Below are 23,065 nucleotides of genomic sequence, written 5' to 3'. Positions count from 1 at the left end.
GTGATTCGGCGAGCGCGGCGGCGCGCGTCAGTCGCGCTTCTTCGCGCGCGGATGCGCGCTGTCGTAGATCTTCGCGAGATGCTGGAAGTCGAGCGACGTATAGACCTGCGTCGCCGAGATGCTCGCGTGGCCGAGCAGCTCCTGCACCGCGCGCAGATCCCCGCTCGATTGCAGTACGTGCGTCGCGAACGAGTGGCGCAGCACGTGCGGATGCACGTTCGCCGGAATGCCCGCCGCGAGCGCCGCGCGCTTCACGCGCTCGCGCACGACGCCGGGCGACATCCGGTTGCCGCGCACCGACAGGAAGAGCGGCCGCGGATCGCGCTTCACGAACTCGCCGCGCACCGCGAGCCAGGCGTTCAGCGCGTCGATCGCCTTGCGGCCGACGGGCACCTTGCGCTCCTTGTCGCCCTTGCCGCGCACCGTGACTTCCGCTTCGGCGAGGTCGAGCCAGCCTTCGGAGCGGTAGTCGCCGTCCTTCGCGTATTCGATGTCGAGGCCGATCAGCTCGGCGAGCCGCAGCCCGGACGAATAGAACAGCTCGAGAATCGCGTGATCGCGCAGGTTCTCGGCGGTGCCGGCCGTCGGCGCGTCCATCAGCGCGGCCGCGTCGTCGACGGACAGCGCCTTCGGCAGCGTCTTCGCGTGCTTCGGCGCGCGCACGGCCGCGACCGGATTCGCGTTCATCTCGACATGCTGCGAAAACCAGCGGTAGAACGCGCGCCACGCGGACAGCCGGTGCGAGATCGAACGCGCGGACAGGCCGCCCGCATGCGCGCGCGCGACGGCGCCGCGCATGTCGACGGCCGTGAGGCTTTCGAGCGGGCGGCCGTTCGCGAGCTTCTTCAGTTCGTCGAGTTCGTGCGCGTACGCGCGCAGCGTGTGATCCGACAGCTTCCTCACGTGCCGCAGGTTCGACAGGTAGTCGGCGATCGGATCGGCGGTCATGGCGCGTGTCGGCGGGCGGAAGGCGGGGCGCGGCGCGCGGCCGTCAGTGCGGCAGCAGGCGCGTGAGCGCTGCGCTCGCGAGCGTGCCGATCTGCGCGAGGAAGTCGGTGCCCATGCCGTCGTGGAAGCGCCGCGGGTCAGGCGAGCCCAGCACGAGCAGGCCGAACGCGCCCGCGCCTTCGCCCGCGGCGCTCGCGCGCAGCGCGATCAGCGCGACCGATTCGGCGGCGCCGCTCGCCGCGGGGGCTTCGCCGTCGGCTGCGACGGGCGCGAGCCACTGCGCGGCCTCGAAGCCGGTGTTCGTGCCGCAATATGGGGTCGCAAGACTGTTCGTGAAGAGGCGCACCTCCTCGCCGACGTTGCGCGCGAAATCGGCTTGCGCGTAGGTCTCGGCGACGTCCCAGAGCCTGAGCGCCGTCTGCGGGACGTCGAACACGTCGGCCAAGCCGCCCGCGATCGCGCGCGGCAGTGCGTACGGATCGCGCTCGGCGATCACGCGCGCCGTCCAGCGGTTGAACTTCGCGGCGAGCCCGTCGTTTTCGTGACCGTAGCGCAGCAGCTCGGCGAGCCGGCGTTCGAGATGCTTGTTCTTGTCCCGCAGCATCTCCATCTGCCGCTCCTGAAGCGACACCGCGGCCTTGCCGTGCGGATTCGCGAGCTTGATCGTCGCGAGCAGTTCCGCGTGCTGGGCGAAGAATTCGGGGTTGGCGAGCAGGTAGTCTGCGACTTCGCGATCGTTCATGGCGCTTCGTTCGGCTTCGGCAAATGAAAGGTCAGGCTACAAAAGGTCAGGCGGGCAGCTCGATCACGCCTTCGAAGACGGTCGTCGCGGGGCCGGCCATCTTGAGCGGCGCGCGTTCGTCGCGCGCGCCGTCCCACGAGATCGTCAGCGTGCCGCCATGCGTATGGACCGTGACGGGCGAATCGAGTTGTCCGCGCCGGATGCCCGCCGCGACGGCCGCGCACGCGCCCGTGCCGCACGCGAGCGTCTCGCCCGCGCCGCGCTCGTACACGCGCAGGTTCACCTCGTGCCGCGACACGATCTGCATGAAGCCCGCGTTCACGCGCTGCGGGAAACGCGGGTGGCGCTCGATCGCGGGGCCATCGGCGAGCACCGGGGCCGCCTTTGCGTCGTCGACGATCTGCACCGCGTGCGGATTGCCCATCGACACGACCGAGATCCAGCGCGTCGCGCCGTTCACGGGCAGCGGCCACAGCGTGTCGGCGCCCTCGCGGCGGCCTTCGAGGCCGCTCGCGTCGAACGGCACGCGCGCCGGCTCGAACACGGGCGCGCCCATGTCGACGACGACCTCGCCGTTGTCCTGCATCGTCAGCGTGATCACGCCGTGCTTGACTTCGACGCGCACGCTTGCCTCGTCGGTGAGCCCGCGGTCGCGGACGAACTTGACGAAGCAGCGCGCGCCGTTGCCGCAGTGCTCGACCTCGCCGCCGTCGCAGTTGAAGATCCGGTATTTGAAATCGGCGCCGTCGACGGTGGGCTTTTCGACGAGCAGCAACTGATCGGCGCCGATCCCGAAGTGGCGGTCGGCGAGCGCGCGCACCTGCGCGCCGGTGAGCGGGGGCAGCGCGCGGCTGTAGCCGTCGAGCACGACGAAGTCGTTGCCCGCGCCGTGCATCTTGGTAAACGAGAGTTTCATGGGCGCTATTGTATGCCGCGGGCATGCCGCGGCGGCGGGGTCAATAGAGGCTCGGCTCGCCGGGCGGGCGCGTCTTGAAGCGCTTGTGCACCCAGTAATACTGCTCGGGCATCAGCGGAATCTGCTCTTCGAGGAACGCGTTCATCCGGCGCGCGTCGAGGTCGTCGTCGCCCGTCGGATAATTTTCCCAAGGCTTGAAGATTTTCAGCCGATAACCCCGGTAATCGGGCAGCACTTCGCCGATGAACGGCACGACCTGCGCATGGCCCGTCTTCGCGAGCCGGCCGACCGCGGTCAGCGTGCACGCGGGGACGCCGAAGAACGGCACGAACGTCGAGTTGCGCAGGCCGTAATCCATGTCGGCGCCGAGCATCACCGGCTTGCGGTCGCGCAGCCAGCGCAGCACGACGCGCGCGCTGTCGGCGCGGCCGACCATCTCGGCGTCGAAGCGGCCGCGCGCGGCTTTCGCGACGGCTTCGAGCGTCGGGTTCGAGAACGGCTGGTACAGCGAGCCGCAGCGGCGTTGCAGCGACCGGTTCAGCCAGATCGAGCCCGCCTCGATGCCGACGAAGTGCAGCCCGAGGAAGAGCGTCGGCGGCAGGTTCGGGTCGGCGAGGTCGACCGCGCTGTCGACCTGGATCAACTTTTCGAGCTTTTTCGCGGAGCCGAACCACTGGATGCTGCGCTCGACGTAGCTGCGGATCGCGTGCCGGAAGTGCCGGCCGGCGACTTCCTCGCGGCGCGCGTCGCTCCAATCAGGGAAGCAGAGTTTCAAATTGGTGTGTACGATGCGCTTGCGCCGGCTGGGGATCTGGTAGAGCAGCCAGCCCAGGCCGTCGCCGAGGCGCGCGGTCAGGCCGTAGGGCAGGACCGCGAGGAATTTGAGAAACGCGACGGCGAGCTGTGTGCCGAGACGGCCTAGCATGCGAATCCTCCGTCGATCCGGCCGGCCGGCGCGATGAGAGCAGGGTTGAAGGACAGTGGAAGGAGCCGCACGATGGACGCTCTGTGACAATTCGAGAAAGCCGCTATAATACGGGCTTCGCCGAGTTAACTGACAACTTGCGGGGCGAAGCCGGCGGGCGCGACGAGCGCCCACGGCGCAGGAAATCCGCTAAAGCGTCGCCACTTCGGGCCTCTGGAAGCTGGCTACGTGAACTTCAACCGTAACCACAACAGGAGCCTGAGAACGTGGCAAACGAATATCTCTTTACGTCCGAATCCGTTTCCGAAGGCCATCCGGACAAGGTCGCAGACCAAATCTCCGACGCGATCCTCGACGCAATCCTCGCGCAAGACAAGTACTCCCGTGTTGCGGCCGAAACGCTGTGCAACACCGGCCTCGTCGTGCTGGCCGGCGAAATCACGACGACGGCGAACATCGACTACATCCAGATCGCGCGCGACACGATCAAGCGCATCGGTTACGACAACACCGATTACGGCATCGACTACCGCGGCTGCGCGGTGCTCGTCGCGTACGACAAGCAGTCGCCCGACATCGCGCAAGGCGTCGATCGCGCGCACGACAACAACCTCGATCAAGGCGCGGGCGACCAGGGCCTGATGTTCGGCTACGCGTGCGACGAAACGCCCGAGCTGATGCCGCTGCCGATCCATCTGTCGCACCGCCTCGTCGAGCGCCAGGCGAACCTGCGCCGCGACGGCCGCCTGCCGTGGCTGCGTCCGGACGCGAAATCGCAGGTGACGGTTCGCTACGTCGACGGCAAGCCGCACTCGATCGATACCGTCGTGCTGTCGACGCAGCACGCGCCGGACATCGATCTGCCCGCGCTGCGCGAAGCGGTGATCGAAGAGATCATCAAGCCGACGCTGCCCGCCGACCTGATCAAGGGCGACATCAAGTTCCTCGTGAATCCGACCGGCCGCTTCGTGATCGGCGGCCCGCAAGGCGATTGCGGGCTGACCGGCCGCAAGATCATCGTCGACACCTACGGCGGCGCAGCCCCGCACGGCGGCGGCGCGTTCTCGGGCAAGGACCCGTCGAAGGTCGACCGCTCGGCCGCTTACGCGGGCCGCTACGTCGCGAAGAACATCGTCGCCGCGGGCCTTGCGTCGCGCGCGCTGATCCAGGTGTCGTATGCGATCGGCGTCGCCGAGCCGACCTCGGTGATGGTCAACACGTTCGGCACGGGCCGCGTGTCCGACGAGACGATCACGAGGCTCGTGCGCGAGCACTTCGACCTGCGTCCGAAGGGCATCATCCAGATGCTCGATCTGCTGCGTCCGATCTACGAGAAGACCGCCGCTTACGGCCACTTCGGCCGCGAAGAGCCGGAATTCTCGTGGGAAGCCGCCGACAAGGCGCTCGCGCTCGCCGAGGCGGCGGGCGTCGAGCCAGCCGTGCAAGTCGCCTGACGCACGTTCGCGATGGCAAACAAAAACCCCGGTATCGCCGGGGTTTTTTATTTTCGGTTGCGCTTCGGGCCGCGGCTCGCGTTGCGCATCGGTGCGATCCGCGTCGGACGCGCGCGGCGGCGCGTGCCGTGTGATGCCGCGCCTAGCGCGCGGCGAACACGAACCAGCCGGTGCTCGTCGCGAGACGGCGCGGCCGGTTGATCCGGCGCGGCGCGACACTTGCGCGGTGCAGCGACGGTGCGCGCAGCCGCAGCGACGGCTTTTGCAGCAGCGAGCGCAGCGCGGTGCGACGCGCTGCGGCATGGGCGCTCATCAGCGACAGGAACGCGTGCAGCCATGCGCGCAGACCATCGAGCCGCGGCTGGTGCTGGCGCGCGCGCTCGGCGAGCACGCTCGAGCGCGCGCTGTGGTGGCGCAACGCGCGCACGATCCGGTGCGGCGCCGACGGCGCGCTCTTCGGGGTGCGTTGAAGACGGGAAGTCAGACGGAAAGGCATGACGAAAGTAATTCGCTCGTAGTGTGGCCCGTTTCAGGGCGCGAATGTCAAAACGGCCGTTGTGCGGCAAGGGTCGAACCCATCGTACCGAAAGCATCGGTGCGCCGCTGCCCGCGAAAACTAGCAGGTGTGCCGAGGCTACAGGGGCTTCGTGACGCCAGGAAGTCGCGCTAACCCTCGTGCGCCGGGCGCGCCGCCCCAGGGCAGCCAAAGTTAGTGGCGAGCGCGCGCCCGACAGTTCCTTTGCGTTACATCAAATTCGCGGCGATGATCGCGTGCCTTTTTTCGCTTCGCGGCATTGTTGCGAGCATGTCGCGCACGCCCGCTTTACAATCGATCGTTGATAACAATTATGTCGATCATCCCATGTCTTTCTTGCACCCGGAGTTGATTCACACGCAGGTCCAGACGCTGCGCGAGCGCGGCTTCGTCGTCGCACCGGGGCTCGTCGCGCCCGAGGGGTGCGCGCAACTGAAGGCGATCGCCGAGCGGCAACTGCACGAGGCGGCGCAGCCGCTCGAATTCGAAGCCGACCTGCGCTATCCGGGCGCGCCCGAATCGCGGCATGCGCCGGGCGGTCACACGGTGCGACGGCTGCTCGACGCCTACGCGCGCGACGCGGCGTTCGCCAGGCGCGCGACCGCACCCGAGATCGGCGCGTGGATGCGAGCATATTTCGGCGAGACACCGGTGCTGTCGCGCACGCATCACAATTGCGTGATGACGAAGCACCCGGCGTACGGCAGCCTGACCGGCTGGCACCGTGACGTGCGCTATTGGTCGTTCGAGCGCCCGGACCTCGTGTCCGTGTGGCTCGCGCTCGGGCCGGAGACGGACGACAACGGCGCGCTGTGGCTCGTGCCGGGCTCGCATGACGCGGAATTCGGGCCGGAGAGCTTCGACGAAGCGAAGTTCTTCCGCAGCGACGCGCCGGCGAACCGGGCGTTGATCGAGCAGGCGGTGTGCCCGGAGCTCGCGGCGGGCGACGTCGTGTTCTTTCACTGCAACACGCTGCATTCGGCGGGTCAGAACCGCACCGATCGGGTGAAGTTCTCGCTCGTGTTCACGTATCACGGCGACAGCAATCGGCCCGTGCCGGGCTCGCGGTCGGCGTCGAAGCCGGAGGTGCGGTTCTAGTTCAGGGTTCGCACGAGGCGGCGCGACGCTCGATGTGGCGCGCTTCGTCCGGCGCGGGATGAGATGAAAGGCGCGCAGCCGCGCGCATGGCGATGGCGGTCTCGATAACGACTGGACGAAACGGGCGGCCACATGCGGGCCGCCCGTTTCGTTTCGGGATCGAGCCGGAAAGCGCGCGTCAGCGCTTGCCGCTCGGCATCGACAGGCCGATCAGCCCGACGAGCGTCGCGACGATGCCGCCCGCGATCAGCGTGATCGTCTTCGTCGAAGGCGAACCGGTGAAAAAGCGTGCGACGCCGTCGTTGATCGAATGAAACGACTGGCCGCCGAAATACAGCAGCACGACGCCGCCGACGATGAGCGCAACGGAAATCGCTCGAGTCATGAAGATCCTCGCTGAAACGGATGATGAAGACGCCGCAGTGTAGGGGAGCGCCGCCGCGGCGTCCATCGCGGCGCGGCGTTGCTGCACGATTCGCGACGGTTGGCTAACATGGCCCGCTGGGGTACGTCCGGCCGGATCGCATCCGGCCTCGTTCAACGTCTCGACGGGAATTCAGATGGCCTACGAAGCAGCTTCCGAACGCTATGCGGACATGCAGTATCGCGTAAGCGGCAAATCCGGGCTCAAACTGCCGGCGCTTTCGCTCGGCTTGTGGCACAACTTCGGCGACACGACGCCGATTTCGACGCAGCGCGAGATCCTGCGCACCGCATTCGATCTCGGCATCACGCACTTCGATCTCGCGAACAACTACGGGCCGCCGTACGGCAGCGCCGAAACGAACTTCGGCCGGCTGCTGCGCGAGGATTTCAGGCCGTACCGCGACGAGCTGCTGATCTCGACGAAGGCCGGCTGGGACATGTGGCCCGGCCCGTACGGCAGCGGCGGCGGCTCGCGCAAGTACGTGCTCGCGAGCCTCGACCAGAGCCTGCAGCGCATGGGGCTCGATTACGTCGACATCTTCTACTCGCACCGCTTCGACGCGCACACGCCGCTCGAGGAAACCGCGAGCGCGCTCGCGACCGCCGTGCAGCAGGGCAAGGCGCTCTATGTCGGGGTCTCGTCGTATTCGGCGGCGAAGACGCGCGAGATCGCGAAGCTGCTCGCCGAATACAAGGTGCCGCTCCTGATTCACCAGCCCGCGTACAACATGCTCAATCGCTGGATCGAGCGCGAACTGCTCGACGCGCTCGACGAGACGGGCGCCGGCTGCATCGCGTTCACGCCGCTCGCGCAGGGGCTCCTCACGTCGAAGTATCTGAACGGCGTGCCGGCCGATGCGCGGATCAACAAGCCGGGCGGCGGATCGCTGAAGGGGGAGCACCTGAGCGCGGAGAACCTCGAGCACGTGCGCAAGCTGAACGAGATCGCGCAGCGGCGCGGCCAGAGCCTCGCGCAGATGGCGCTCGCGTGGGTGCTGCGCGATTCGCGCGTCACGTCCGCGTTGATCGGCGCGAGCCGCGCGGAGCAGGTGCGCGAGAACGTCGCGGCGCTCGCCAATCTCGCGTTCGGCGATGACGAGATCGCCGAGATCGACCGCCATGCGACGGAAGGCGGGATCAATCTGTGGGAAAAACCGTCCACCGATCAGGCGATCTGATCGATAGCGATCCTGACGATACGCCTGCCGCCCGCTCTCGGCGCGCCGAAGGCGGCGCAGGCGGATGCATGGGGCGCGGGCGCGGCAGCTAGATCAGCGCGGGCAGCCCTTCGACCAGCAGTACGCCGACCGCCATGCCGAGCATCGCGCCGAGCACGCGCAGCACGTTGTGGCGGAACTCGGTCGCGCACGGCACCGCGCCGAGGAACAGCGCGCCGGCAAGCGCCATCGGGATCAGCAGGATGAAGTCGGCGATCGTGAAATAGGTCGACATGCGTGTCTCCTTTTTTATCCGCCCGGTCGCGTGCGGGGCGGCCGGTTGTTTCGAGTATAGATAACGGCCGGCGTTTTTTGGTTATCCAAAGCTTCGCAGCGCGACGAAAACACGCAGATCGCGCGGTTTGGCGCGAACAATCCGACGAAATGCTTTCATTCCGTCTTTCCAATCGCTTGTCGGCGTTGCGATGCAATGAACGGCGCGCCCGCATGTTGCAGTGCGGGCGCGCCGTTACCGCGTCGCCGACATCGCCGTCAATCGCGCACGGCGTGCCGGAACACGAGCGCGAGGCCGGCGAGGATCGCGATCATGCCGGCGATCTCGAGCGGCGCGAGACGGTTGCCCAGCCACGCGGCATCCATCAGCGCGGTCACGACCGGCACGAGATAGAAGAGGCTCGTCACGTTGACGAGATCGCCCCGCTGCATCAGCCGGTAGAACAGCAACTGCGCGAACACCGAGATCACGATGCCGAGCCACGCGAGCGGCAGCGCGAACGACCAGCTCGCTTCGAACGCGATCGGCTCGAACGGCGCGATCAGCGCGCATAGCCCGAGGCCGAGCGCGTTCTGCAGCGGCAGCACGTCGATCGGCGCGGCGCGCACGCGCTTTTGCAGCAGCGCGCCCGCCGTGATCGAGAGCAAGGCGCCGAGCGCGCACGCGGCGCCCGATACCGGCGCGTCGCCGCCCGCGATGCTGCGATAGACGACGAGGCCCAGGCCGGTCAGCGCAAGCGCGAGGCCGGCAAGCCGCGTGCCCGATGCGCGGCGTTCGAGCACGACGAGCGTGAGGATCGGCTGCACGCCGAGTATCGTCGCGAGGATGCCGGGCGCGAGCCCGCGCTCGAGCGCGAGCAGATACAGGATCGAATAGCCGCCCGTGAGCAGCAGGCCGGTCGCGACCGTCGCGCGGCGCGCGCCGCGCGGCGGCAGCCAGCGGCGCCGCGCGAGCGACAGCACGAGCAGCACGAGCGATGCGAGCGCGAAGCGCGCGATCAGGAAAGCGAATGCGGACGCATGTCGCAGGCCGAGTTCGGCGAAGATCGCTCCGCTGCTCCATAGCAGCACGAAAAGCGACGTTGCCCCATGCGCGGCGAGCGCGGGTCTGACTGAAGCCATTTGAAATCCACCTGTCGATCGAATCGGAACGCTCCGGTCGCGCGCGCACGCGAACGCGCCGTGCGCGAAGCGCACGGAACGGTTCGATCAGCGGCGAACGGAGAGCGTGAGAGCTTGCGCGGCGTTTAGCCGAGCAGCGCCGGATGAGGCGGCGCGCCGACGGGCGGCGGCGCGGCAGGCGGACGATGCGCGCACGCGCGCGGCAGCCGTGCGATGGACGGCTTCGACAGGGCGCGGGCGGGCAACGAGGGTTTCATCGCAAAACGTGCGAAGGTGTGAAGGAAAATGCAGGAACGCCAAAGGTAACGCATCGACGCGCGATCTGGCAACGGCCACGGCCGTGAACGCGACAGGCGATCACGCGGCGCCGGCGCGCTCGCGCGCGCGCAGCCATGCGGCCGCGACGACGCCGAGCGCGAGCAGCGCGCCGACGAGCGCCGCGACGCCGGGCCAGCCGAGCGTGCTCCAGAAGCGTCCGCCGAGCGAGCCGACGACGCTCGAGCCGATGTAGTACGCGAGCAGATAGAGCGCGGCCGCCTGGCCCTTGCCGTGCTGCGCGAGCCGGCCGACCCAGCCGCTCGCGACCGCGTGGCCCGCGAAGAAACCGAACGTCACGCACGCGATGCCCGCGGTGATCGCGGCGACGGGATGCAGCAGCGTCAGCGCGACGCCCGCGAGCATCACCGCGAGGCTCGCGATCAGCACGCGGCCGCGGCCGAGCGTATCGGCGAGCCGTCCCGACAAGGGCGACGCGACGACGCCCACCAGATAGACGACGAAGATCGCGCTGATCGTCGCCTGTCCCATCGAATACGGCGGCGCGAGCAGCCGATAGCCGATGTAGTTGTAGAGCGTGACGAAGCTGCCCATCAGCACGAACGCCATCGCGAACAGCACGGGCAGCTCGCGCCGCTTGCCGAGATGATGGACGAGCGACATGCGGTGATGCGCGAGGCTCAGGCCGCGGCGCGGCGTGAAGTGCCGCGACGGCGGCAGCAGCATGCGGAACGCGAGCATCGATGCGAGGCCGAGCACGCCGATCGCGCCGACCGCGATGCGCCACGAGAACAGGTCAGTGAGAATGCCCGTGATTACGCGCCCCGCCATTCCGCCGATCGCGGTGCCGCCGACATAGAGCCCCATCGCGAGCCCGAGGCCGTCCGGATGCACTTCCTCGGCGAGATACGCCATCGCGACGGCGGGCACGCCGCCGAGCGCGAGCCCCGTCAGCGCGCGCAGGATCAGCAGTTGATGCCAGTGCGGCGCGAACGCGGCGGCGAGCGTGAGCAGCGACGACGCGGTGAGCGACGCCGTCATCAGCCGGTGGCGGCTCAATGCTTCGGAGACGAAGCCCGCGACGAACACGGCGGCGGCGAGCGCGGCGGTCGAGAACGATAGCGCGAGACTGCTCTGCGCGGGGCTCACGCCGAATGCTTTCGAGAACTCGGGCAACAGGGGCTGCACGTAGTAGAGCAGCGAGAATGTCGCGTAACCGGCGAACAGCAGCGCGACGCTCGCGTGCCAGTAGCTGCGCGAGCCGCGTTCGAGATACGGGGCGGGTGAAACGGGCGACGCGCCTCGCGCGGCATGCGTCGAGCTTGGGCGGGCGCCGGCGGCGGGCCCCGGCGCCCCGGATGATACAGTCACGCTGGATTCTCCATGCGAGGCAAACCTCAACGATACGCCGGTTGCCCGTTCGGCGTCGTTTCGTCGGACGATGCGTTGGCTTTTGACCGCACTTCCGAATGAATCGTCGGATGGCGGCCGCGCGCGTCGGGGTATGATGGAGCGACGCGCTGCCTCGAAAGCGGCGCGTCGCGGCGGCGGAATCGATGCATCCCGCGAATTGGCGGCGCGTTTGTCGTCAACTCGCGCTTTCGCGATTCCATGAGCGATGAACCATGGAATACGCGCGATTCGTCGCCTCATGGATGCGCAATTCGGGTATTTCCGGCCGGGCAGCACGCGGCCGGCTTTGAAAGCGGGGAAACATCATGCATGTCGGTTCGATTGTCTGCACCACCCACATCGCCGTGCCGAAGGGCGCGCGCGGCATCGTCCAGCGCATTCTGGGGGACATGGCGATGGTGACCTGGTACGCGGGCGTGCCGGGCGAATCCAAGGAGCTCAACACCGAGCCGTTCTTTCTCGAGGACCTGATCGACACCGGCGAATCCGTGCTCCCCGCGGGCGCGGCGCTGCACTGAGCGCTCGTCTTTCGGCCCCGCGCGCGGCACAATGCGGGGCATGAACGACGCCACTTCCGAATCCAACGCAGCCGGCGCAAGCGCCGGCTTGCCTTTTGCAGGCCTCACGCCGGAGCGCGTGCTCGATGCGCTCGACAGCGTGCTGATTCCCGCCGGTTCGCGCACCGACGGGCGCCTGCTCGCGCTCAACAGCTACGAGAACCGCGTCTATCAGGCGGGCATCGAGGACGGTGCGCCGATCGTCGCGAAGTTCTATCGTCCGCATCGCTGGCCGAACGACGCGATCCTCGAAGAGCATGCGTTCGTCGCCGAGCTGGCCGCGCGCGAGATTCCGGCCGTGCCGGCGCTCGCGTTCGACGGCCGCACGCTGCACGAGTTCGAGGGCTTTCGCTTCGCGATCTTCGAGCGGCGCGGCGGCCGTGCGCCGGAGCTCGACCGGCGCGACACGCTCGAATGGCTCGGCCGCTTCATCGGACGCATTCACGCAGTCGGCGCGACGAAGCCGTACGCCGCGCGGCCGACGCTCGACATTCATACGTTCGGCTATGAGCCGCGCGATTTCCTGCTGTCGCACGACTTCGTGCCGGACGACGTTCGGCCTGCCTACGAAGCGGCGGTCGCGCTCGCGCTGGAAGGCGTCGAGCACGCGTACGAGCGCGCGGGCGACGTGCGGATGCTGCGCGCGCACGGCGACTGCCATCCGAGCAACGTGCTGTGGACCGACGCGGGCCCGCACTTCGTCGACTTCGACGACAGCCGGATGGCGCCCGCCGTGCAGGACCTGTGGCTGCTTCTGCCCGGCGACCGGCCGGGCGCGTCGCGCGCGCTCGCCGATCTGCTCGCGGGCTACGAGGACTTCTGCGAATTCGATCCGCGCGAGCTGCATCTGATCGAGGCGCTGCGCACGTTGCGGCTCATCCATTACGCGGCGTGGCTCGCGCGCCGCTGGGGCGATCCCGCGTTTCCGGCCGCGTTTCCGTGGTTCAACACGCATCGCTATTGGGAAGCGCGCGTGCTCGAATTGCGCGAGCAGATCGGCGCGATGCAGGAAGGGCCGCTGTGGCCGGTGTGATGTCGCTTCCCTCTCCACCGCTCGACGCTCGGCTGCGCCGGCATGCGTTCCTTCATCGCCCTCCGGCGAGCGACTTGCGCAGCACATCCTTCAGCGCGCCGAACACCGGATTGTCGTTGTCCTTGCGATACGCGAGCGTCAGCTCGACGGGCTTCGCCGGCGTCGTGCGCACCGGCCGGTAGACGACCCCTTCGAAGTGCAGCATCGATGCCGCCGCCGGAATCAGCGCGGCCCCGATGCCCGCGCGCACGAGCGCCAGCATCGAATGGATCTGGCTCACGTATTCGACGATGTCGGGCAGCACGTCGGCGCGCTCGAGCAGCCCGCTCACCAGTTGGTGAAAATAGCGCGCCTCGTAAGGCGAATACATCAGGAGCGGCTTGCCTTCGCAATCTCGCAGCGTCGGATGCTTCGGCCACGCGCCGGCGCTCGCCTGCGGCAGCGCGAGCACGAGCGCTTCGCGCACGCACGGCGCCGACGCGAGCTCGCCGTGCTCGACGGGCGGGCGCAGCAGCCCGACGTCGATCAGCCGAGCGTCGAGCGCTTCGAGCTGCGCGCCGCTCACCATCTCCTTCAGCGTGAGGCGCACGTCCGGCGACGCCGCGCGCACCGCGCTCACGAGCGACGGCAACAGGCCATAGCCCACCGACGCGGTGAAGCCGATCGCGAGCGTGCCGGCCGCGCCCGTCGCGACGCGGCGCGCGGTGGCCGCCGCTTCGTCGGCGAGCCGCAGAATGCGGGCCGCATCGGGCAGGAAGCCGCGGCCGGCCGCCGTCAGCTTCACCGAGCGGCTCGTGCGCTCGAGCAGCTCGGTGCCGATCTGGTGCTCGAGCAGGCGCACCTGCCGGGACAGCGGCGGCTGCGTCATGTGCAGGCGCTCGGCCGCGCGCCCGAAGTGCAATTCCTCTGCGACGGCGACGAAGCAGCGAAGCTGGCTGAGTTCGAACATTGATTCAAAACATGTATTGATTGAGTCATCGGTTATCTTGGACTTGAATCGTTCACGGTGCAAGAATCCGCTCACTACTTCGCTTACTCCTTGTCACGCCGCACCGGCACGAACGCTCATGTCACGCTATACGCCCACCGAATTCGCCCGCCAGATCGGCTCTGGCCTGCTGTCCTTTCCGGTCACGCATTTCAAGCCCGATCTGTCGTTCGACGAGGCCGCCTACCGCGCGAACCTCGGCTGGCTCTTCAGCCACGACGCCGCGGGCCTCTTCGCCGCGGGCGGCACGGGCGAGTTCTTCTCGCTCACGCCCGCCGAAGTCGACCGCGTCGTGCGCGCGGCAGTCGCCGAAACCGGCGGCCGGCTGCCCGTGATCGCGCCGGCGGGCTACGGCACCGCGATGGCGATCGACTATTGCAAGGCCGCCGAGGCGGCGGGCGCCGACGGCATCCTGCTGTTCCCGCCGTATCTGACGGAGGCGGCGGCGGACGGCGTCGCCGCGCACGTCGAGCAGGTCTGCCGCGCGACGCGCCTCGGCGTGATCGTCTACAACCGCGCGAACCAGGTGCTCGACGAAAACGCGCTCGCGCGCCTCGCCGAGCGCTGCCCGAACCTCGTCGGCTTCAAGGACGGCGTCGGCGACATCGAGTTGATGACGCGCATCTACACGCGGCTCGGCGAGCGCTTCACATACATCGGCGGCCTGCCGACCGCGGAGACGTTCGCGCTGCCGTACCTGACGCTCGGCGTGACGACGTACTCGTCGGCGATCTTCAACTTCGTGCCGCGCTTCGCGCTCGATTTCTACGCGGCCGTGCGCGCGCAGGATCATGCGAAGGTGTACGCGATGCTCGATCAGTTCGTTCTGCCGTACATCGCGCTGCGCAATCGCAAGCGCGGCTATGCGGTGTCGATCGTGAAGGCCGGGATGAAGGTGGTCGGCCGCGGCGCGGGCCCCGTGCGTGCGCCGCTTGTCGATCTGACGGGCGCGGAGCTGGCCGAGCTGTCGGTGCTCGTCGCGCGGATCGCCGACGTCGCCGAGGTTGCCGAGGTGCAAGCATGCCTGTGAGCGGCGAGCTGATGCTGGGCGGCGAACGCGTCGCGCCCGGCGAGCGCGCCGTGCGCGCGATCGATCCGGCGACAGGCGCGACGCTCGAGCCGCCGTTCGCGCTCGCGACGCCTGCGGACGTCGCGCGTGCCTGCGAGCTGGCCGCCGCCGCGTTCGACGCGTATCGCGACACCGAACCCAACGCGCGCGCCGCGTTTCTCGAAGCGATCGCGACGGAGATCGAGGCGCTCGGCGATGCGCTGATCGAACGCGCGATCGCCGAAACCGCGTTGCCGCGCGCGCGTCTCGAAGGCGAGCGCGCGCGCACCTGCGGTCAATTGCGTCTGTTCGCTTCGGTCGTGCGCGCGGGCGACGCGGTCGGCGCGCGCATCGATTCCGCGCTGCCCGCGCGCGAGCCGCTGCCGCGCGCCGATCTGCGGATGCGGCGCATCGCGCTCGGCCCCGTCGCGCTCGCGCTCGTCGCCGATCCGCGCATCCGGGCGGTCGGCTTCACCGGCTCGCGCGCGGGCGGCGAGGCGCTGCTGCGCATCGCGCAATCGCGCGCGCAGCCGATTCCGATGTATGGCGAGCTGAGCGCGATCAATCCCGTGTTCCTGCTGCCCGACGCGCTCGCGCAGCGCGGCGGCGCGCTCGGCCGGCAATTCGTCGCGTCGCTCACGCTCGGCGCCGGGCAGTTCTGCACGAATCCGGGCCTGCTGCTCGCGATCGACGGGCCGGGCGTCGATGCGTTCGTGCACGCCGCCGCCGATGCGCTCGCCACGAGCGCCGCGCAGCCGATGCTCACGCCCGGCATTCACTCGGCGTACGTGCGCGGCGTCGAGCGCCTCGCGGCTACGGCCGGCGTGCGGTGCGTCGCGCGCGGCGATGCGAGCGACCTGCCGAATCGCGGACGCGCCGGCTTGTTCGAGACGGATGCGCGGCACTTCATCGCGCAGCCCGCGCTGCACGACGAGATCTTCGGCGCGACGGCGCTTCTCGTGCGCTGCCGCGACGCGGCCGAGCTGTGCGCGATCGCCGAGCGGCTCGACGGCCAGTTGACCGCGACCTTGCATCTCGACGACGGTGACGCGTCGCTCGCTCGCGCGCTGTTGCCCGTGCTCGAGCGCAAGGCGGGCCGCATCATCGCGAACGGCTGGCCGACGGGCGTCGAAGTCTGTCATGCGATGGTGCACGGCGGCCCGTGGCCCGCGACGACGGATGCGCGCGCAACGTCGGTCGGCACCGCGGCGATCGAGCGCTTCCTGCGGCCCATCTGCTATCAGGACCTGCCCGCCGCGCTGCTGCCGCCCGCGCTGCAGGACGACAATCCGCTGCGGCTGCGCCGCCTCGTCGACGGAACCTGGGCCTGATCGCGATATTCGCGCGAAGCCGGGCCGCGGCAGGCCCGGCGCTGAAACGACCGGCGCATAATGGACGCCGGCGGAAGGAGGAGACAATGGACATCAAAGCCCCCGCCGTGGGTGCGCGCAGCACGCCGCGCGTCGAGCGCGTGAGCCGCGTGCGCTTCATGATTCTCGCGATGCTGTTCGTCGTGACGACGATCAACTACGCGGACCGCGCGACGATCTCGATCGCCGGCTCGGCGATGCAGAAGGATCTCGGCATCGACGCGGTATCGCTCGGCTACATCTTCTCCGCATTCGGCTGGGCGTACGTGATCGCGCAGATTCCGGGCGGCTGGCTCCTCGATCGTTTCGGTTCCCGGCGCGTTTATGCGGCGAGCATCCTGACGTGGTCGATCTTCACGCTCGCGCAAGGCGCGATCGGCTTCTTCACCGGCATCGCCGCGATCGTGGCCGTGTTCGCGCTGCGCTTTCTCGTCGGCGTCGCGGAGGCGCCTTCGTTTCCGGCGAACAGCCGGATCGTGGCCGCATGGTTCCCGGCGAACGAGCGCGGCACCGCCTCCGCGATCTTCAACTCCGCGCAGTACGCGGCGACGGTGATCTTCGCGCCGCTGATGGCGTGGCTCGTGCATCGCTTCGGCTGGCACTACGTGTTCGTCGTGATGGGTGTGATCGGCATCGCGGCGGCGTGCGCGTGGCGGCTCTTCGTACGCGATCCGAAGGATCACCCGCGCATGACCCGAGCGGAGATCGAATACATCGAGAACGGCGGCGGCCTCGTCAACATGGATCGCGCGGGCGTCGCGAAGGCGGAAGGCCCCGATCTCGGCTACATCAGGCAGTTGCTGAAGAACCGGATGATGATGGGCATCTACGTCGCGCAGTACTGCATCAACGCGCTCACGTACTTCTTCATCACGTGGTTCCCGGTGTACCTCGTGCAGGCGCGCGGGATGTCGATCCTGAAGGCGGGCTTCGTCGCGTCGGTGCCGGCCGTGTGCGGCTTCCTCGGCGGCATTCTCGGCGGAATCGTCTCCGATGCGCTGCTGCGCCGCGGCGCGTCGCTGTCGGTCGCGCGCAAGGTGCCGATCGTGCTCGGCATGCTGCTGTCGATCAGCATGGTGATCTGCAATTATGTCGACACGCAGGGCATCGTCGTCGCGGTGATGGCGCTCGCGTTCTTCGGCAAGGGCATGGGCGCGCTCGGCTGGGCGGTCAATTCGGACACCGCGCCGAAGCAGATCGCGGGCCTGTCCGGCGCATTGATGAACACGTTCGGCAACCTGTCGAGCATCACGACGCCGATCGCGATCGGCTACATCGTCAACAGGACCGGCTCGTTCAACGGCGCGCTCGTCTACGTGGGGCTTCATGCGCTCGTCGCGTGCGTCTGCTATCTGTTCGTGGTGGGCGAGATCAGGCGCGTCGAACTGAAGCCGGCATCGTGAAGCGAGGCATGCCGAACATGACGCAGAATACGATCGACGCTATCGCACAAGCGCACGCGCAGACGCCGCTCGTCACGCGGATGCGGGTGATTCCCGTCGCGGGCCGCGACAGCATGCTGCTGAATCTGTGCGGCGCGCACGCGCCGTTCTTCACGCGAAACATCGTGATCCTGAACGACGATGCCGGGCATGTGGGCGCCGGCGAAGTGCCGGGCGGCGATGGCATTCGCCGCGCGCTCGAGCGTGCGGCGCCGCTCGTCGTCGGGCAGTCGATCGGCCGCATGAACGGCGTGCTCGCCGGGATTCGCCGCTCGCTCGCGGGCGACGGCCCCGCCGCGCATCAGGCCACCGTCCATCAGGTGAGCTCGGCGTCGGAGGCCGAGGTGCTGCGGCAGCCGCACGAGATCAACCTGCGGATGGACAACGTCGTGACCGCGGTCGAAGCGGCGCTTCTCGATCTGCTCGGTCAGTTCGTCGGCGCGCCGGTGGCCGATCTGCTCGGTGCGGGCCGGCAGCGCGACGCGGCGCCGATGCTCGCGTACCTGTTCTACGTCGGCGAGCGCCGCGACACCGATCTGCCGTATCCGGCGGGCGCGGACGGCGGCGACGCATGGCTGCGCGCGCGCCGCGAGGCGGCGCTGACGCCGGCCGCCATCGTGCGTCTAGCCGAAGCCGCCGCCGATCGCTACGGCTTCGCCGATTTCAAGCTGAAGGGCGGCGTGATGGACGGCGAGGACGAGATGGAAGCGGTCGCGGCGATCAAGGCGCGCTTTCCGCGCGCGCGCGTGACGCTCGATCCGAACGGCGCATGGTCGCTCGACGAAGCGATCGCGCTGTGCCGGGGCCGGCGTGATCTGCTCGCGTATGCGGAAGATCCGTGCGGGCCGGAGGCCGGCTATTCGGGCCGCGAGATCATGGCCGAATTCAAGCGCGCGACGGGCGTGCCGACGGCGACCAACATGATCGCGACCGACTGGCGTCAGCTCGGCCACGCGGCGGCGTTGCAGGCGGTCGACATTCCGCTCGCCGATCCGCATTTCTGGACGATGCAGGGCTCGGTGCGCGTCGCGCAATTGTGCGACGAATGGGGGCTCACGTGGGGCTCGCATTCGAACAATCACTTCGACATTTCGCTCGCGATGTTCACGCACGTCGCAGCCGCCGCGCCCGGCCGCATCACCGCGATCGATACGCACTGGATCTGGCAGGAAGCCGACGAGCGGCTGACGCGCGAGCCGCTTGCAATCGCGCGCGGGCACGTTGCGGTGCCGGAGAGGCCCGGGCTCGGCATCGAGCTCGACATGGACCGCGTGATGCAGGCTCATGCGCTGTACGAAACGCTCGGCCCGGGCGCACGCGACGATGCGCGGGCAATGCGATGCCTGATGCCGGGCTGGACCTACGACCCGAAACGGCCGAGCTTCGGCACCGCCGCGCGCGCAGCCGCGCGCGGCGCATGAACGCTTCGATGGAGACACTCGTGATTCGAACCGAATTGAGCCCTGCGGCGACGCCTGTCGTGTCCGACCTGCGCGTCGTGCCCGTCGCCGGGCGCGACAGCATGCTGTTGAACCTGAGCGGCGCGCACGGACCTTTCTTCACGCGCAATGTCGTGCTGATCCGCGACAGCGCGGGCAATACCGGCGTCGGCGAAGTGCCGGGCGGCGAAGGCATTCGGCGCACGCTCGAGGAGGCGCGCGCGCTCATCGTCGGCCAGCCGCTCGGCCGTTGGCAGGACGTGCTCAATACGGTGCGCGCGCGCTTTGCCGATCGCGACGCGGGCGGCCGCGGCTTGCAGACGTTCGACCTGCGCATCGCGATTCACGCGGTGACGGCACTCGAAGCGGCGCTGCTCGACTTGCTCGGCCAGCATCTCGGCGTGCCCGTCGCCGCGCTGCTCGGCGAAGGCCAGCAGCGCGGCCGCGTGCCGATGCTCGGCTATCTGTTCTACGTCGGCGATCGCAAGCGTACCGATCTCGACTACCGCAGCGAGACCGACGCCGGCGACGCGTGGTTTCGCCTGCGCAACGAAGCGGCGCTCACGCCCGATGCGATCGTGCGCCTTGCCGAGGCCGCACACGCGCGCTACGGGTTTCAGGACTTCAAGTTGAAGGGCGGCGTGCTGTCGGGCGACGATGAAATCGCCGCCGTGACTGCGCTCGCGAAGCGCTTTCCGAATGCACGGATCACGCTCGATCCGAACGGCGCGTGGCCGCTGCGGGAGGCGATTCGCCTCTGCCGCGACAAGGGCGGCGTGCTCGCATACGCGGAAGATCCGTGCGGCGCGGAGAACGGCTACTCGGGCCGCGAAATCATGGCCGAGTTCCGCCGCGCGACGGGCCTGCCGACGGCGACCAACATGATCGCGACCGACTGGCGCCAGCTCGGCCACGCGATCAGGCTCGGCTCGGCCGACATTCCGCTTGCCGATCCGCATTTCTGGACGATGCGCGGCTCGGTGCGCGTCGCGCAACTGTGCGACGAATGGGGGCTCACGTGGGGCTCGCATTCGAACAATCACTTCGACATTTCGCTCGCGATGTTCACGCATGTCGCGGCGGCCGCGCCCGGCAACATCACCGCGATCGACACGCACTGGATCTGGCAGGACGGCCAGCGCCTGACGCGCGAGCCGCTGCGCATCGAGGGCGGCCACGTCGCGGTGCCGCAGCGCGGCGGGCTCGGCGTCGAGATCGACGAGGACGCGCTGGCCGCCGCGCACGAGCTGTATCTGAAGCACGGCCTCGGCAGCCGCGACGACGCGGCCGCGATGCAGTACCTCGTGCCGAACTGGACGTTCGACAACAAGCGCCCTTGCCTCGTGCGCTGAACGAAGCAGACCCTTCATGGAGCATTCGATGCAGGAATCCACATTGACCGACGACACGCGCACGCGAGCGGAGCGCGCGCTGACGATTCGCGTGCACGACAGCGACAACGTCGCGATCGTCGTCAACGCGCGCGGGCTGCCGGCCGGCGCGACGCTTGCCGACGGCACCGTGCTCGTCGAAGGCGTGCCGCAGGGGCACAAGGTCGCGCTCGCCGATCTCGCCGAGGGCGACGCGGTGATCCGCTACGGCGAGGTGATCGGCTACGCGGCGAAGCCGCTGCCGCGCGGCGCCTGGGTCAACGAGCACGCGGTGAAGCTGCCGCTCGCGCCCGCGCTCGACGAGCTGCCGCTCGCGACGCGCGCCGATCCCAGGCTGCCGAAGCTCGACGGCTACACGTTCGACGGCTATCGGAACGCGGACGGCACGGTCGGCACGAAGAACGTGCTCGGCATCATGACGAGCGTGCAGTGCGTCGCCGGCGTGACCGACTACGTGGTCGCGCGCATCAAGCGCGAGCTGCTGCCGCGCTATCCGAACGTCGACGACGTCGTCGCGCTGAATCACTCGTACGGCTGCGGCGTCGCGATCAACGCGCCGGCGGCGATCGTGCCGATCCGCACGTTGCAGAACCTCGCGCTCAATCCGAACTTCGGCGGCGAGGTGATGGTGATCGGCCTCGGCTGCGAGAAGCTCGTGCCGGAGCGCCTCGTGCCGGCCTCGCTCGCGCCCGGCGGCCGCATTCCGATCGAGGTGGCGGGCACCGCCGATTCGCCCGTGCTTCGTCTGCAGGACGAAGCGTTCGACGGCTTCGGCGCGATGGTCGACGCGATCATGCGGATGGCGGACACACGCCTCGAACATTTGAATCGTCGCCGTCGTGAGCCGTGCCCGGCGTCCGATCTCGTCGTCGGCGTGCAATGCGGCGGCAGCGATGCGTTTTCGGGCGTCACCGCGAACCCTGCGGTCGGCTTCGCGGCCGACCTGATCGTGCGCGCGGGCGGCACCGTGATGTTCTCCGAAGTGACCGAAGTGCGCGACGCGATTCATCTGCTGACGCCGCGCGCGATCGACGAGGACGTCGGCCGCGCGCTGTTGCGCGAGATGGCGTGGTACGACGCTTACCTGTTGCGCGGCGAGACCGATCGCAGCGCGAATCCGTCGCCGGGCAACAAGACGGGCGGGTTGTCGAACGTCGTCGAGAAGGCGCTCGGCTCGATCGTGAAGTCGGGCACGAGCCCGATCGTCGACGTGCTCGGCCCCGGCGAGAAGATGCGCCGCAAGGGGCTCGTCTTCGCGGCGACGCCCGCGAGCGATTTCGTGTGCGGCACGCTGCAGCTCGCGTCGGGCATCAACCTGCAAGTGTTCACGACGGGGCGCGGCACGCCATACGGCCTCGCGATGGCGCCCGTCGTCAAGGTGGCGACGCGCAAGGCATTGAGCGAGCGCTGGCACGATCTGATCGATCTCGATGCGGGGCGCATCGCGACCGGCGAGGCGAGCATCGCCGACGTGGGCTGGGAGCTGTTCCATTTGATTCTCGACGTCGCGAGCGGCCGCCGCCAGGTGTGCGCCGACAAGCTCGGGCTGCACAACGCGCTCGTCCTGTTCAATCCCGCACCGGTGACTTGATCATGACCGACCTCCAGCATTCGAACCAAGATGCGAACGCGGCGGGCGACGACCCGCTCGACGGCGTCGTCACCCACTGCGGCCGCATCCTGCTCACGGGCGCGGCCGGCAATCTCGGCCGCGTGCTGCGCGAGCGGCTGCGCCGCTACGCGGATGTCGTGCGCGTCTCCGACGTCGCACCGCTCGGCGACGCGCGCGCCGGCGAAGAGTGCGTGCGCTGCGACCTCGCCGACGCGGCGGCTGTCGACGCGCTCGTGCGCGACGTCGACGTGATCGTGCATTTCGGCGGCGTGTCGGTCGAGCATCCGTTCGACACAGTGCTGCCCGCGAACATCGCGGGCGCGTATCACGTGTACGAAGCCGCGCGCCGGTACGGCGTGCGCCGCATCGTGTTCGCGAGCTCGAATCACGTGACGGGCTTCTACGAGCAGGGCGAGCGCATCGACACGGCCGCGCCGCCGCGGCCCGACGGCTACTACGGCTTGAGCAAGGCGTTCGGCGAGCAGCTCGCGCGGTTCTATCAGGATCGCTACGGAATCGAGAGCGTGTGCATCCGGATCGGCTCGTCGTTCTCCGAGCCGAAGGATCGGCGGATGCTCGTCACGTGGCTCGGCTACGACGACCTCGAGCAACTCGTGCGCCGCGCGATGTTCGTGCCGCGCGTCGGCTGCACGATCGTCTACGGGATGTCGGCGAACCGCGATGCGTGGTGGGACAACGCGCACGCCGCGCATCTCGGCTACCGGCCGACGCAATCGAGCGAGCCGTGGCGCGAATCGATCGAGCGCACGCAGCCGCCGCTTGCCGACGACGATCCGGTGCGCCGCTATCAGGGCGGCGCGTTCGTCGCCGCCGGACCGTTCGGAGGCTGACGCTCGTGCGCTCATCGGCATCGGCCTT

General features: G+C 68.8%; 23 protein-coding genes. 12 read left to right on the top strand and 11 right to left on the bottom strand.

Features of this window, described 5'->3' with window-relative positions; translation table 11 throughout:
• Positions 1-27: 27 nt before the first annotated feature.
• Genes xerC through AQ610_RS17805 form a run of 4 tightly spaced genes read right to left on the bottom strand, consistent with a single transcriptional unit; the run spans position 28 to position 3,531 of the window.
• Complete coding sequence (gene xerC / locus AQ610_RS17820; protein WP_006024136.1) at positions 28-948, bottom strand: tyrosine recombinase XerC; 921 nt, start codon at positions 946-948, stop codon at positions 28-30.
• Between the two features lie 43 nt (positions 949-991).
• Entirely contained in the window at positions 992-1,690 is a 699-nt protein-coding gene (locus AQ610_RS17815) for a DUF484 family protein (RefSeq protein WP_006024137.1), read from the bottom strand.
• A 46-nt stretch (positions 1,691-1,736) separates the two neighbouring features.
• A complete protein-coding gene (dapF, locus tag AQ610_RS17810; RefSeq protein ID WP_009910968.1) occupies positions 1,737-2,606 on the bottom strand; it encodes a diaminopimelate epimerase in 870 nt (289 codons plus the stop codon).
• Positions 2,607-2,646: 40 nt separating this feature from the next.
• Positions 2,647-3,531, bottom strand: coding sequence for a lipid A biosynthesis lauroyl acyltransferase (locus tag AQ610_RS17805; protein WP_006024139.1), 885 nt, complete (start codon positions 3,529-3,531; stop codon positions 2,647-2,649).
• A 266-nt stretch (positions 3,532-3,797) separates the two neighbouring features.
• On the opposite strand from AQ610_RS17805, the gene metK reads away from it, so the two are divergent.
• Positions 3,798-4,985, top strand: coding sequence for a methionine adenosyltransferase (gene metK, locus AQ610_RS17800; protein ID WP_006024140.1), 1,188 nt, complete (start codon positions 3,798-3,800; stop codon positions 4,983-4,985).
• 142 nt (positions 4,986-5,127) lie between these two features.
• Here the strand turns inward: metK and AQ610_RS17795 are convergent, their stop codons facing one another.
• Positions 5,128-5,481 (bottom strand): hypothetical protein, encoded by a 354-nt coding sequence (locus AQ610_RS17795; protein ID WP_009910971.1) that lies wholly within the window; start codon positions 5,479-5,481, stop codon positions 5,128-5,130.
• Positions 5,482-5,724: 243 nt separating this feature from the next.
• Here AQ610_RS17795 and AQ610_RS17790 point away from each other — a divergent pair, with 243 nt between their 5' ends.
• Positions 5,725-6,618 (top strand): phytanoyl-CoA dioxygenase family protein, encoded by an 894-nt coding sequence (locus tag AQ610_RS17790; RefSeq protein ID WP_006024142.1) that lies wholly within the window; start codon positions 5,725-5,727, stop codon positions 6,616-6,618.
• A 178-nt stretch (positions 6,619-6,796) separates the two neighbouring features.
• Here the strand turns inward: AQ610_RS17790 and AQ610_RS17785 are convergent, their stop codons facing one another.
• Positions 6,797-7,003 (bottom strand): DUF3185 family protein, encoded by a 207-nt coding sequence (locus tag AQ610_RS17785; protein ID WP_006024143.1) that lies wholly within the window; start codon positions 7,001-7,003, stop codon positions 6,797-6,799.
• 175 nt (positions 7,004-7,178) lie between these two features.
• On the opposite strand from AQ610_RS17785, the gene mgrA reads away from it, so the two are divergent.
• On the top strand, positions 7,179-8,222 hold the full coding sequence (gene mgrA, locus AQ610_RS17780) for an L-glyceraldehyde 3-phosphate reductase (RefSeq protein ID WP_006024144.1): 1,044 nt from the start codon (positions 7,179-7,181) through the stop codon (positions 8,220-8,222).
• An 88-nt stretch (positions 8,223-8,310) separates the two neighbouring features.
• On the opposite strand, the gene AQ610_RS17775 is transcribed toward mgrA, so the two are convergent.
• From AQ610_RS17775 to AQ610_RS17760, 4 genes are all read right to left on the bottom strand, one after another.
• On the bottom strand, positions 8,311-8,496 hold the full coding sequence (locus tag AQ610_RS17775; protein WP_006024145.1) for a hypothetical protein: 186 nt from the start codon (positions 8,494-8,496) through the stop codon (positions 8,311-8,313).
• A gap of 257 nt (positions 8,497-8,753) precedes the next feature.
• Positions 8,754-9,617: a DMT family transporter gene (locus AQ610_RS17770; protein WP_043281908.1), complete on the bottom strand. Its 864-nt coding sequence runs from the start codon at positions 9,615-9,617 to the stop codon at positions 8,754-8,756.
• 125 nt (positions 9,618-9,742) lie between these two features.
• Positions 9,743-9,874, bottom strand: a complete 132-nt coding sequence (locus AQ610_RS37920; protein WP_006024147.1) for a hypothetical protein — start codon at positions 9,872-9,874, stop codon at positions 9,743-9,745.
• A 100-nt stretch (positions 9,875-9,974) separates the two neighbouring features.
• On the bottom strand, positions 9,975-11,264 hold the full coding sequence (locus AQ610_RS17760; protein WP_006024148.1) for an MFS transporter: 1,290 nt from the start codon (positions 11,262-11,264) through the stop codon (positions 9,975-9,977).
• 347 nt (positions 11,265-11,611) lie between these two features.
• Between AQ610_RS17760 and AQ610_RS17750 the strand changes: the two genes are divergently transcribed.
• Complete coding sequence (locus AQ610_RS17750) at positions 11,612-11,824, top strand: hypothetical protein (protein ID WP_004198969.1); 213 nt, start codon at positions 11,612-11,614, stop codon at positions 11,822-11,824.
• A 40-nt stretch (positions 11,825-11,864) separates the two neighbouring features.
• The gene (locus AQ610_RS17745) at positions 11,865-12,896 is read left to right on the top strand and encodes a serine/threonine protein kinase (protein ID WP_006024150.1); all 1,032 of its coding nucleotides are present in this window, start codon (positions 11,865-11,867) and stop codon (positions 12,894-12,896) included.
• A 52-nt stretch (positions 12,897-12,948) separates the two neighbouring features.
• On the opposite strand, the gene AQ610_RS17740 is transcribed toward AQ610_RS17745, so the two are convergent.
• Positions 12,949-13,845: a LysR family transcriptional regulator gene (locus tag AQ610_RS17740; protein WP_009910981.1), complete on the bottom strand. Its 897-nt coding sequence runs from the start codon at positions 13,843-13,845 to the stop codon at positions 12,949-12,951.
• A 118-nt stretch (positions 13,846-13,963) separates the two neighbouring features.
• On the opposite strand from AQ610_RS17740, the gene kdgD reads away from it, so the two are divergent.
• From kdgD to AQ610_RS17705, 7 genes are all read left to right on the top strand, one after another.
• Entirely contained in the window at positions 13,964-14,914 is a 951-nt protein-coding gene (kdgD, locus tag AQ610_RS17735) for a 5-dehydro-4-deoxyglucarate dehydratase (RefSeq protein ID WP_006024152.1), read from the top strand.
• Positions 14,905-16,263 (top strand): aldehyde dehydrogenase (NADP(+)), encoded by a 1,359-nt coding sequence (locus tag AQ610_RS17730; RefSeq protein WP_009910983.1) that lies wholly within the window; start codon positions 14,905-14,907, stop codon positions 16,261-16,263. Before kdgD ends, AQ610_RS17730 begins: the two co-directional genes overlap by 10 nt.
• Positions 16,264-16,349: 86 nt before the next feature.
• A complete protein-coding gene (locus AQ610_RS17725) occupies positions 16,350-17,705 on the top strand; it encodes an MFS transporter (protein WP_009910985.1) in 1,356 nt (451 codons plus the stop codon).
• 17 nt (positions 17,706-17,722) lie between these two features.
• Positions 17,723-19,165 carry an enolase C-terminal domain-like protein gene (locus AQ610_RS17720; protein ID WP_043282138.1) on the top strand — a complete coding sequence of 481 codons (1,443 nt, stop codon included), beginning with the start codon at positions 17,723-17,725 and terminating at the stop codon, positions 19,163-19,165.
• Positions 19,162-20,535 (top strand): glucarate dehydratase, encoded by a 1,374-nt coding sequence (gene gudD / locus AQ610_RS17715; RefSeq protein ID WP_045554812.1) that lies wholly within the window; start codon positions 19,162-19,164, stop codon positions 20,533-20,535. Before AQ610_RS17720 ends, gudD begins: the two co-directional genes overlap by 4 nt.
• 28 nt (positions 20,536-20,563) lie before the next feature.
• The gene (gene garD / locus AQ610_RS17710) at positions 20,564-22,165 is read left to right on the top strand and encodes a galactarate dehydratase (protein ID WP_015600196.1); all 1,602 of its coding nucleotides are present in this window, start codon (positions 20,564-20,566) and stop codon (positions 22,163-22,165) included.
• Between the two features lie 2 nt (positions 22,166-22,167).
• Positions 22,168-23,037 (top strand): NAD-dependent epimerase/dehydratase family protein, encoded by an 870-nt coding sequence (locus AQ610_RS17705; protein ID WP_043281911.1) that lies wholly within the window; start codon positions 22,168-22,170, stop codon positions 23,035-23,037.
• Positions 23,038-23,065: the final 28 nt, after the last annotated feature.

This window comes from Burkholderia humptydooensis (assembly GCF_001513745.1).
Lineage (GTDB): Bacteria > Pseudomonadota > Gammaproteobacteria > Burkholderiales > Burkholderiaceae > Burkholderia > Burkholderia humptydooensis.
Note: the sequence above shows the minus strand (reverse complement) of the source record. Positions and strands in the feature narration are given on the sequence as shown.

Excerpts from the sequence above, each read along its gene's own strand:
- xerC (WP_006024136.1), bottom strand. The coding sequence starts at position 948 with ATGACCGCCGATCCGATCGCCGACTACCTGTCGAACCTGCGGCACGTG.
- AQ610_RS17815 (WP_006024137.1), bottom strand. The coding sequence starts at position 1,690 with ATGAACGATCGCGAAGTCGCAGACTACCTGCTCGCCAACCCCGAATTC.
- dapF (WP_009910968.1), bottom strand. The coding sequence starts at position 2,606 with ATGAAACTCTCGTTTACCAAGATGCACGGCGCGGGCAACGACTTCGTC.
- AQ610_RS17805 (WP_006024139.1), bottom strand. The coding sequence starts at position 3,531 with ATGCTAGGCCGTCTCGGCACACAGCTCGCCGTCGCGTTTCTCAAATTC.
- AQ610_RS17795 (WP_009910971.1), bottom strand. The coding sequence starts at position 5,481 with ATGCCTTTCCGTCTGACTTCCCGTCTTCAACGCACCCCGAAGAGCGCG.
- AQ610_RS17785 (WP_006024143.1), bottom strand. The coding sequence starts at position 7,003 with ATGACTCGAGCGATTTCCGTTGCGCTCATCGTCGGCGGCGTCGTGCTG.
- mgrA (WP_006024144.1), top strand. The coding sequence starts at position 7,179 with ATGGCCTACGAAGCAGCTTCCGAACGCTATGCGGACATGCAGTATCGC.
- AQ610_RS17775 (WP_006024145.1), bottom strand. The coding sequence starts at position 8,496 with ATGTCGACCTATTTCACGATCGCCGACTTCATCCTGCTGATCCCGATG.
- AQ610_RS17770 (WP_043281908.1), bottom strand. The coding sequence starts at position 9,617 with ATGGCTTCAGTCAGACCCGCGCTCGCCGCGCATGGGGCAACGTCGCTT.
- AQ610_RS37920 (WP_006024147.1), bottom strand. The coding sequence starts at position 9,874 with ATGAAACCCTCGTTGCCCGCCCGCGCCCTGTCGAAGCCGTCCATCGCA.
- AQ610_RS17750 (WP_004198969.1), top strand. The coding sequence starts at position 11,612 with ATGCATGTCGGTTCGATTGTCTGCACCACCCACATCGCCGTGCCGAAG.
- AQ610_RS17745 (WP_006024150.1), top strand. The coding sequence starts at position 11,865 with ATGAACGACGCCACTTCCGAATCCAACGCAGCCGGCGCAAGCGCCGGC.
- AQ610_RS17740 (WP_009910981.1), bottom strand. The coding sequence starts at position 13,845 with ATGTTCGAACTCAGCCAGCTTCGCTGCTTCGTCGCCGTCGCAGAGGAA.
- kdgD (WP_006024152.1), top strand. The coding sequence starts at position 13,964 with ATGTCACGCTATACGCCCACCGAATTCGCCCGCCAGATCGGCTCTGGC.
- AQ610_RS17730 (WP_009910983.1), top strand. The coding sequence starts at position 14,905 with ATGCCTGTGAGCGGCGAGCTGATGCTGGGCGGCGAACGCGTCGCGCCC.
- AQ610_RS17725 (WP_009910985.1), top strand. The coding sequence starts at position 16,350 with ATGGACATCAAAGCCCCCGCCGTGGGTGCGCGCAGCACGCCGCGCGTC.
- AQ610_RS17720 (WP_043282138.1), top strand. The coding sequence starts at position 17,723 with ATGACGCAGAATACGATCGACGCTATCGCACAAGCGCACGCGCAGACG.
- gudD (WP_045554812.1), top strand. The coding sequence starts at position 19,162 with ATGAACGCTTCGATGGAGACACTCGTGATTCGAACCGAATTGAGCCCT.
- garD (WP_015600196.1), top strand. The coding sequence starts at position 20,564 with ATGCAGGAATCCACATTGACCGACGACACGCGCACGCGAGCGGAGCGC.
- AQ610_RS17705 (WP_043281911.1), top strand. The coding sequence starts at position 22,168 with ATGACCGACCTCCAGCATTCGAACCAAGATGCGAACGCGGCGGGCGAC.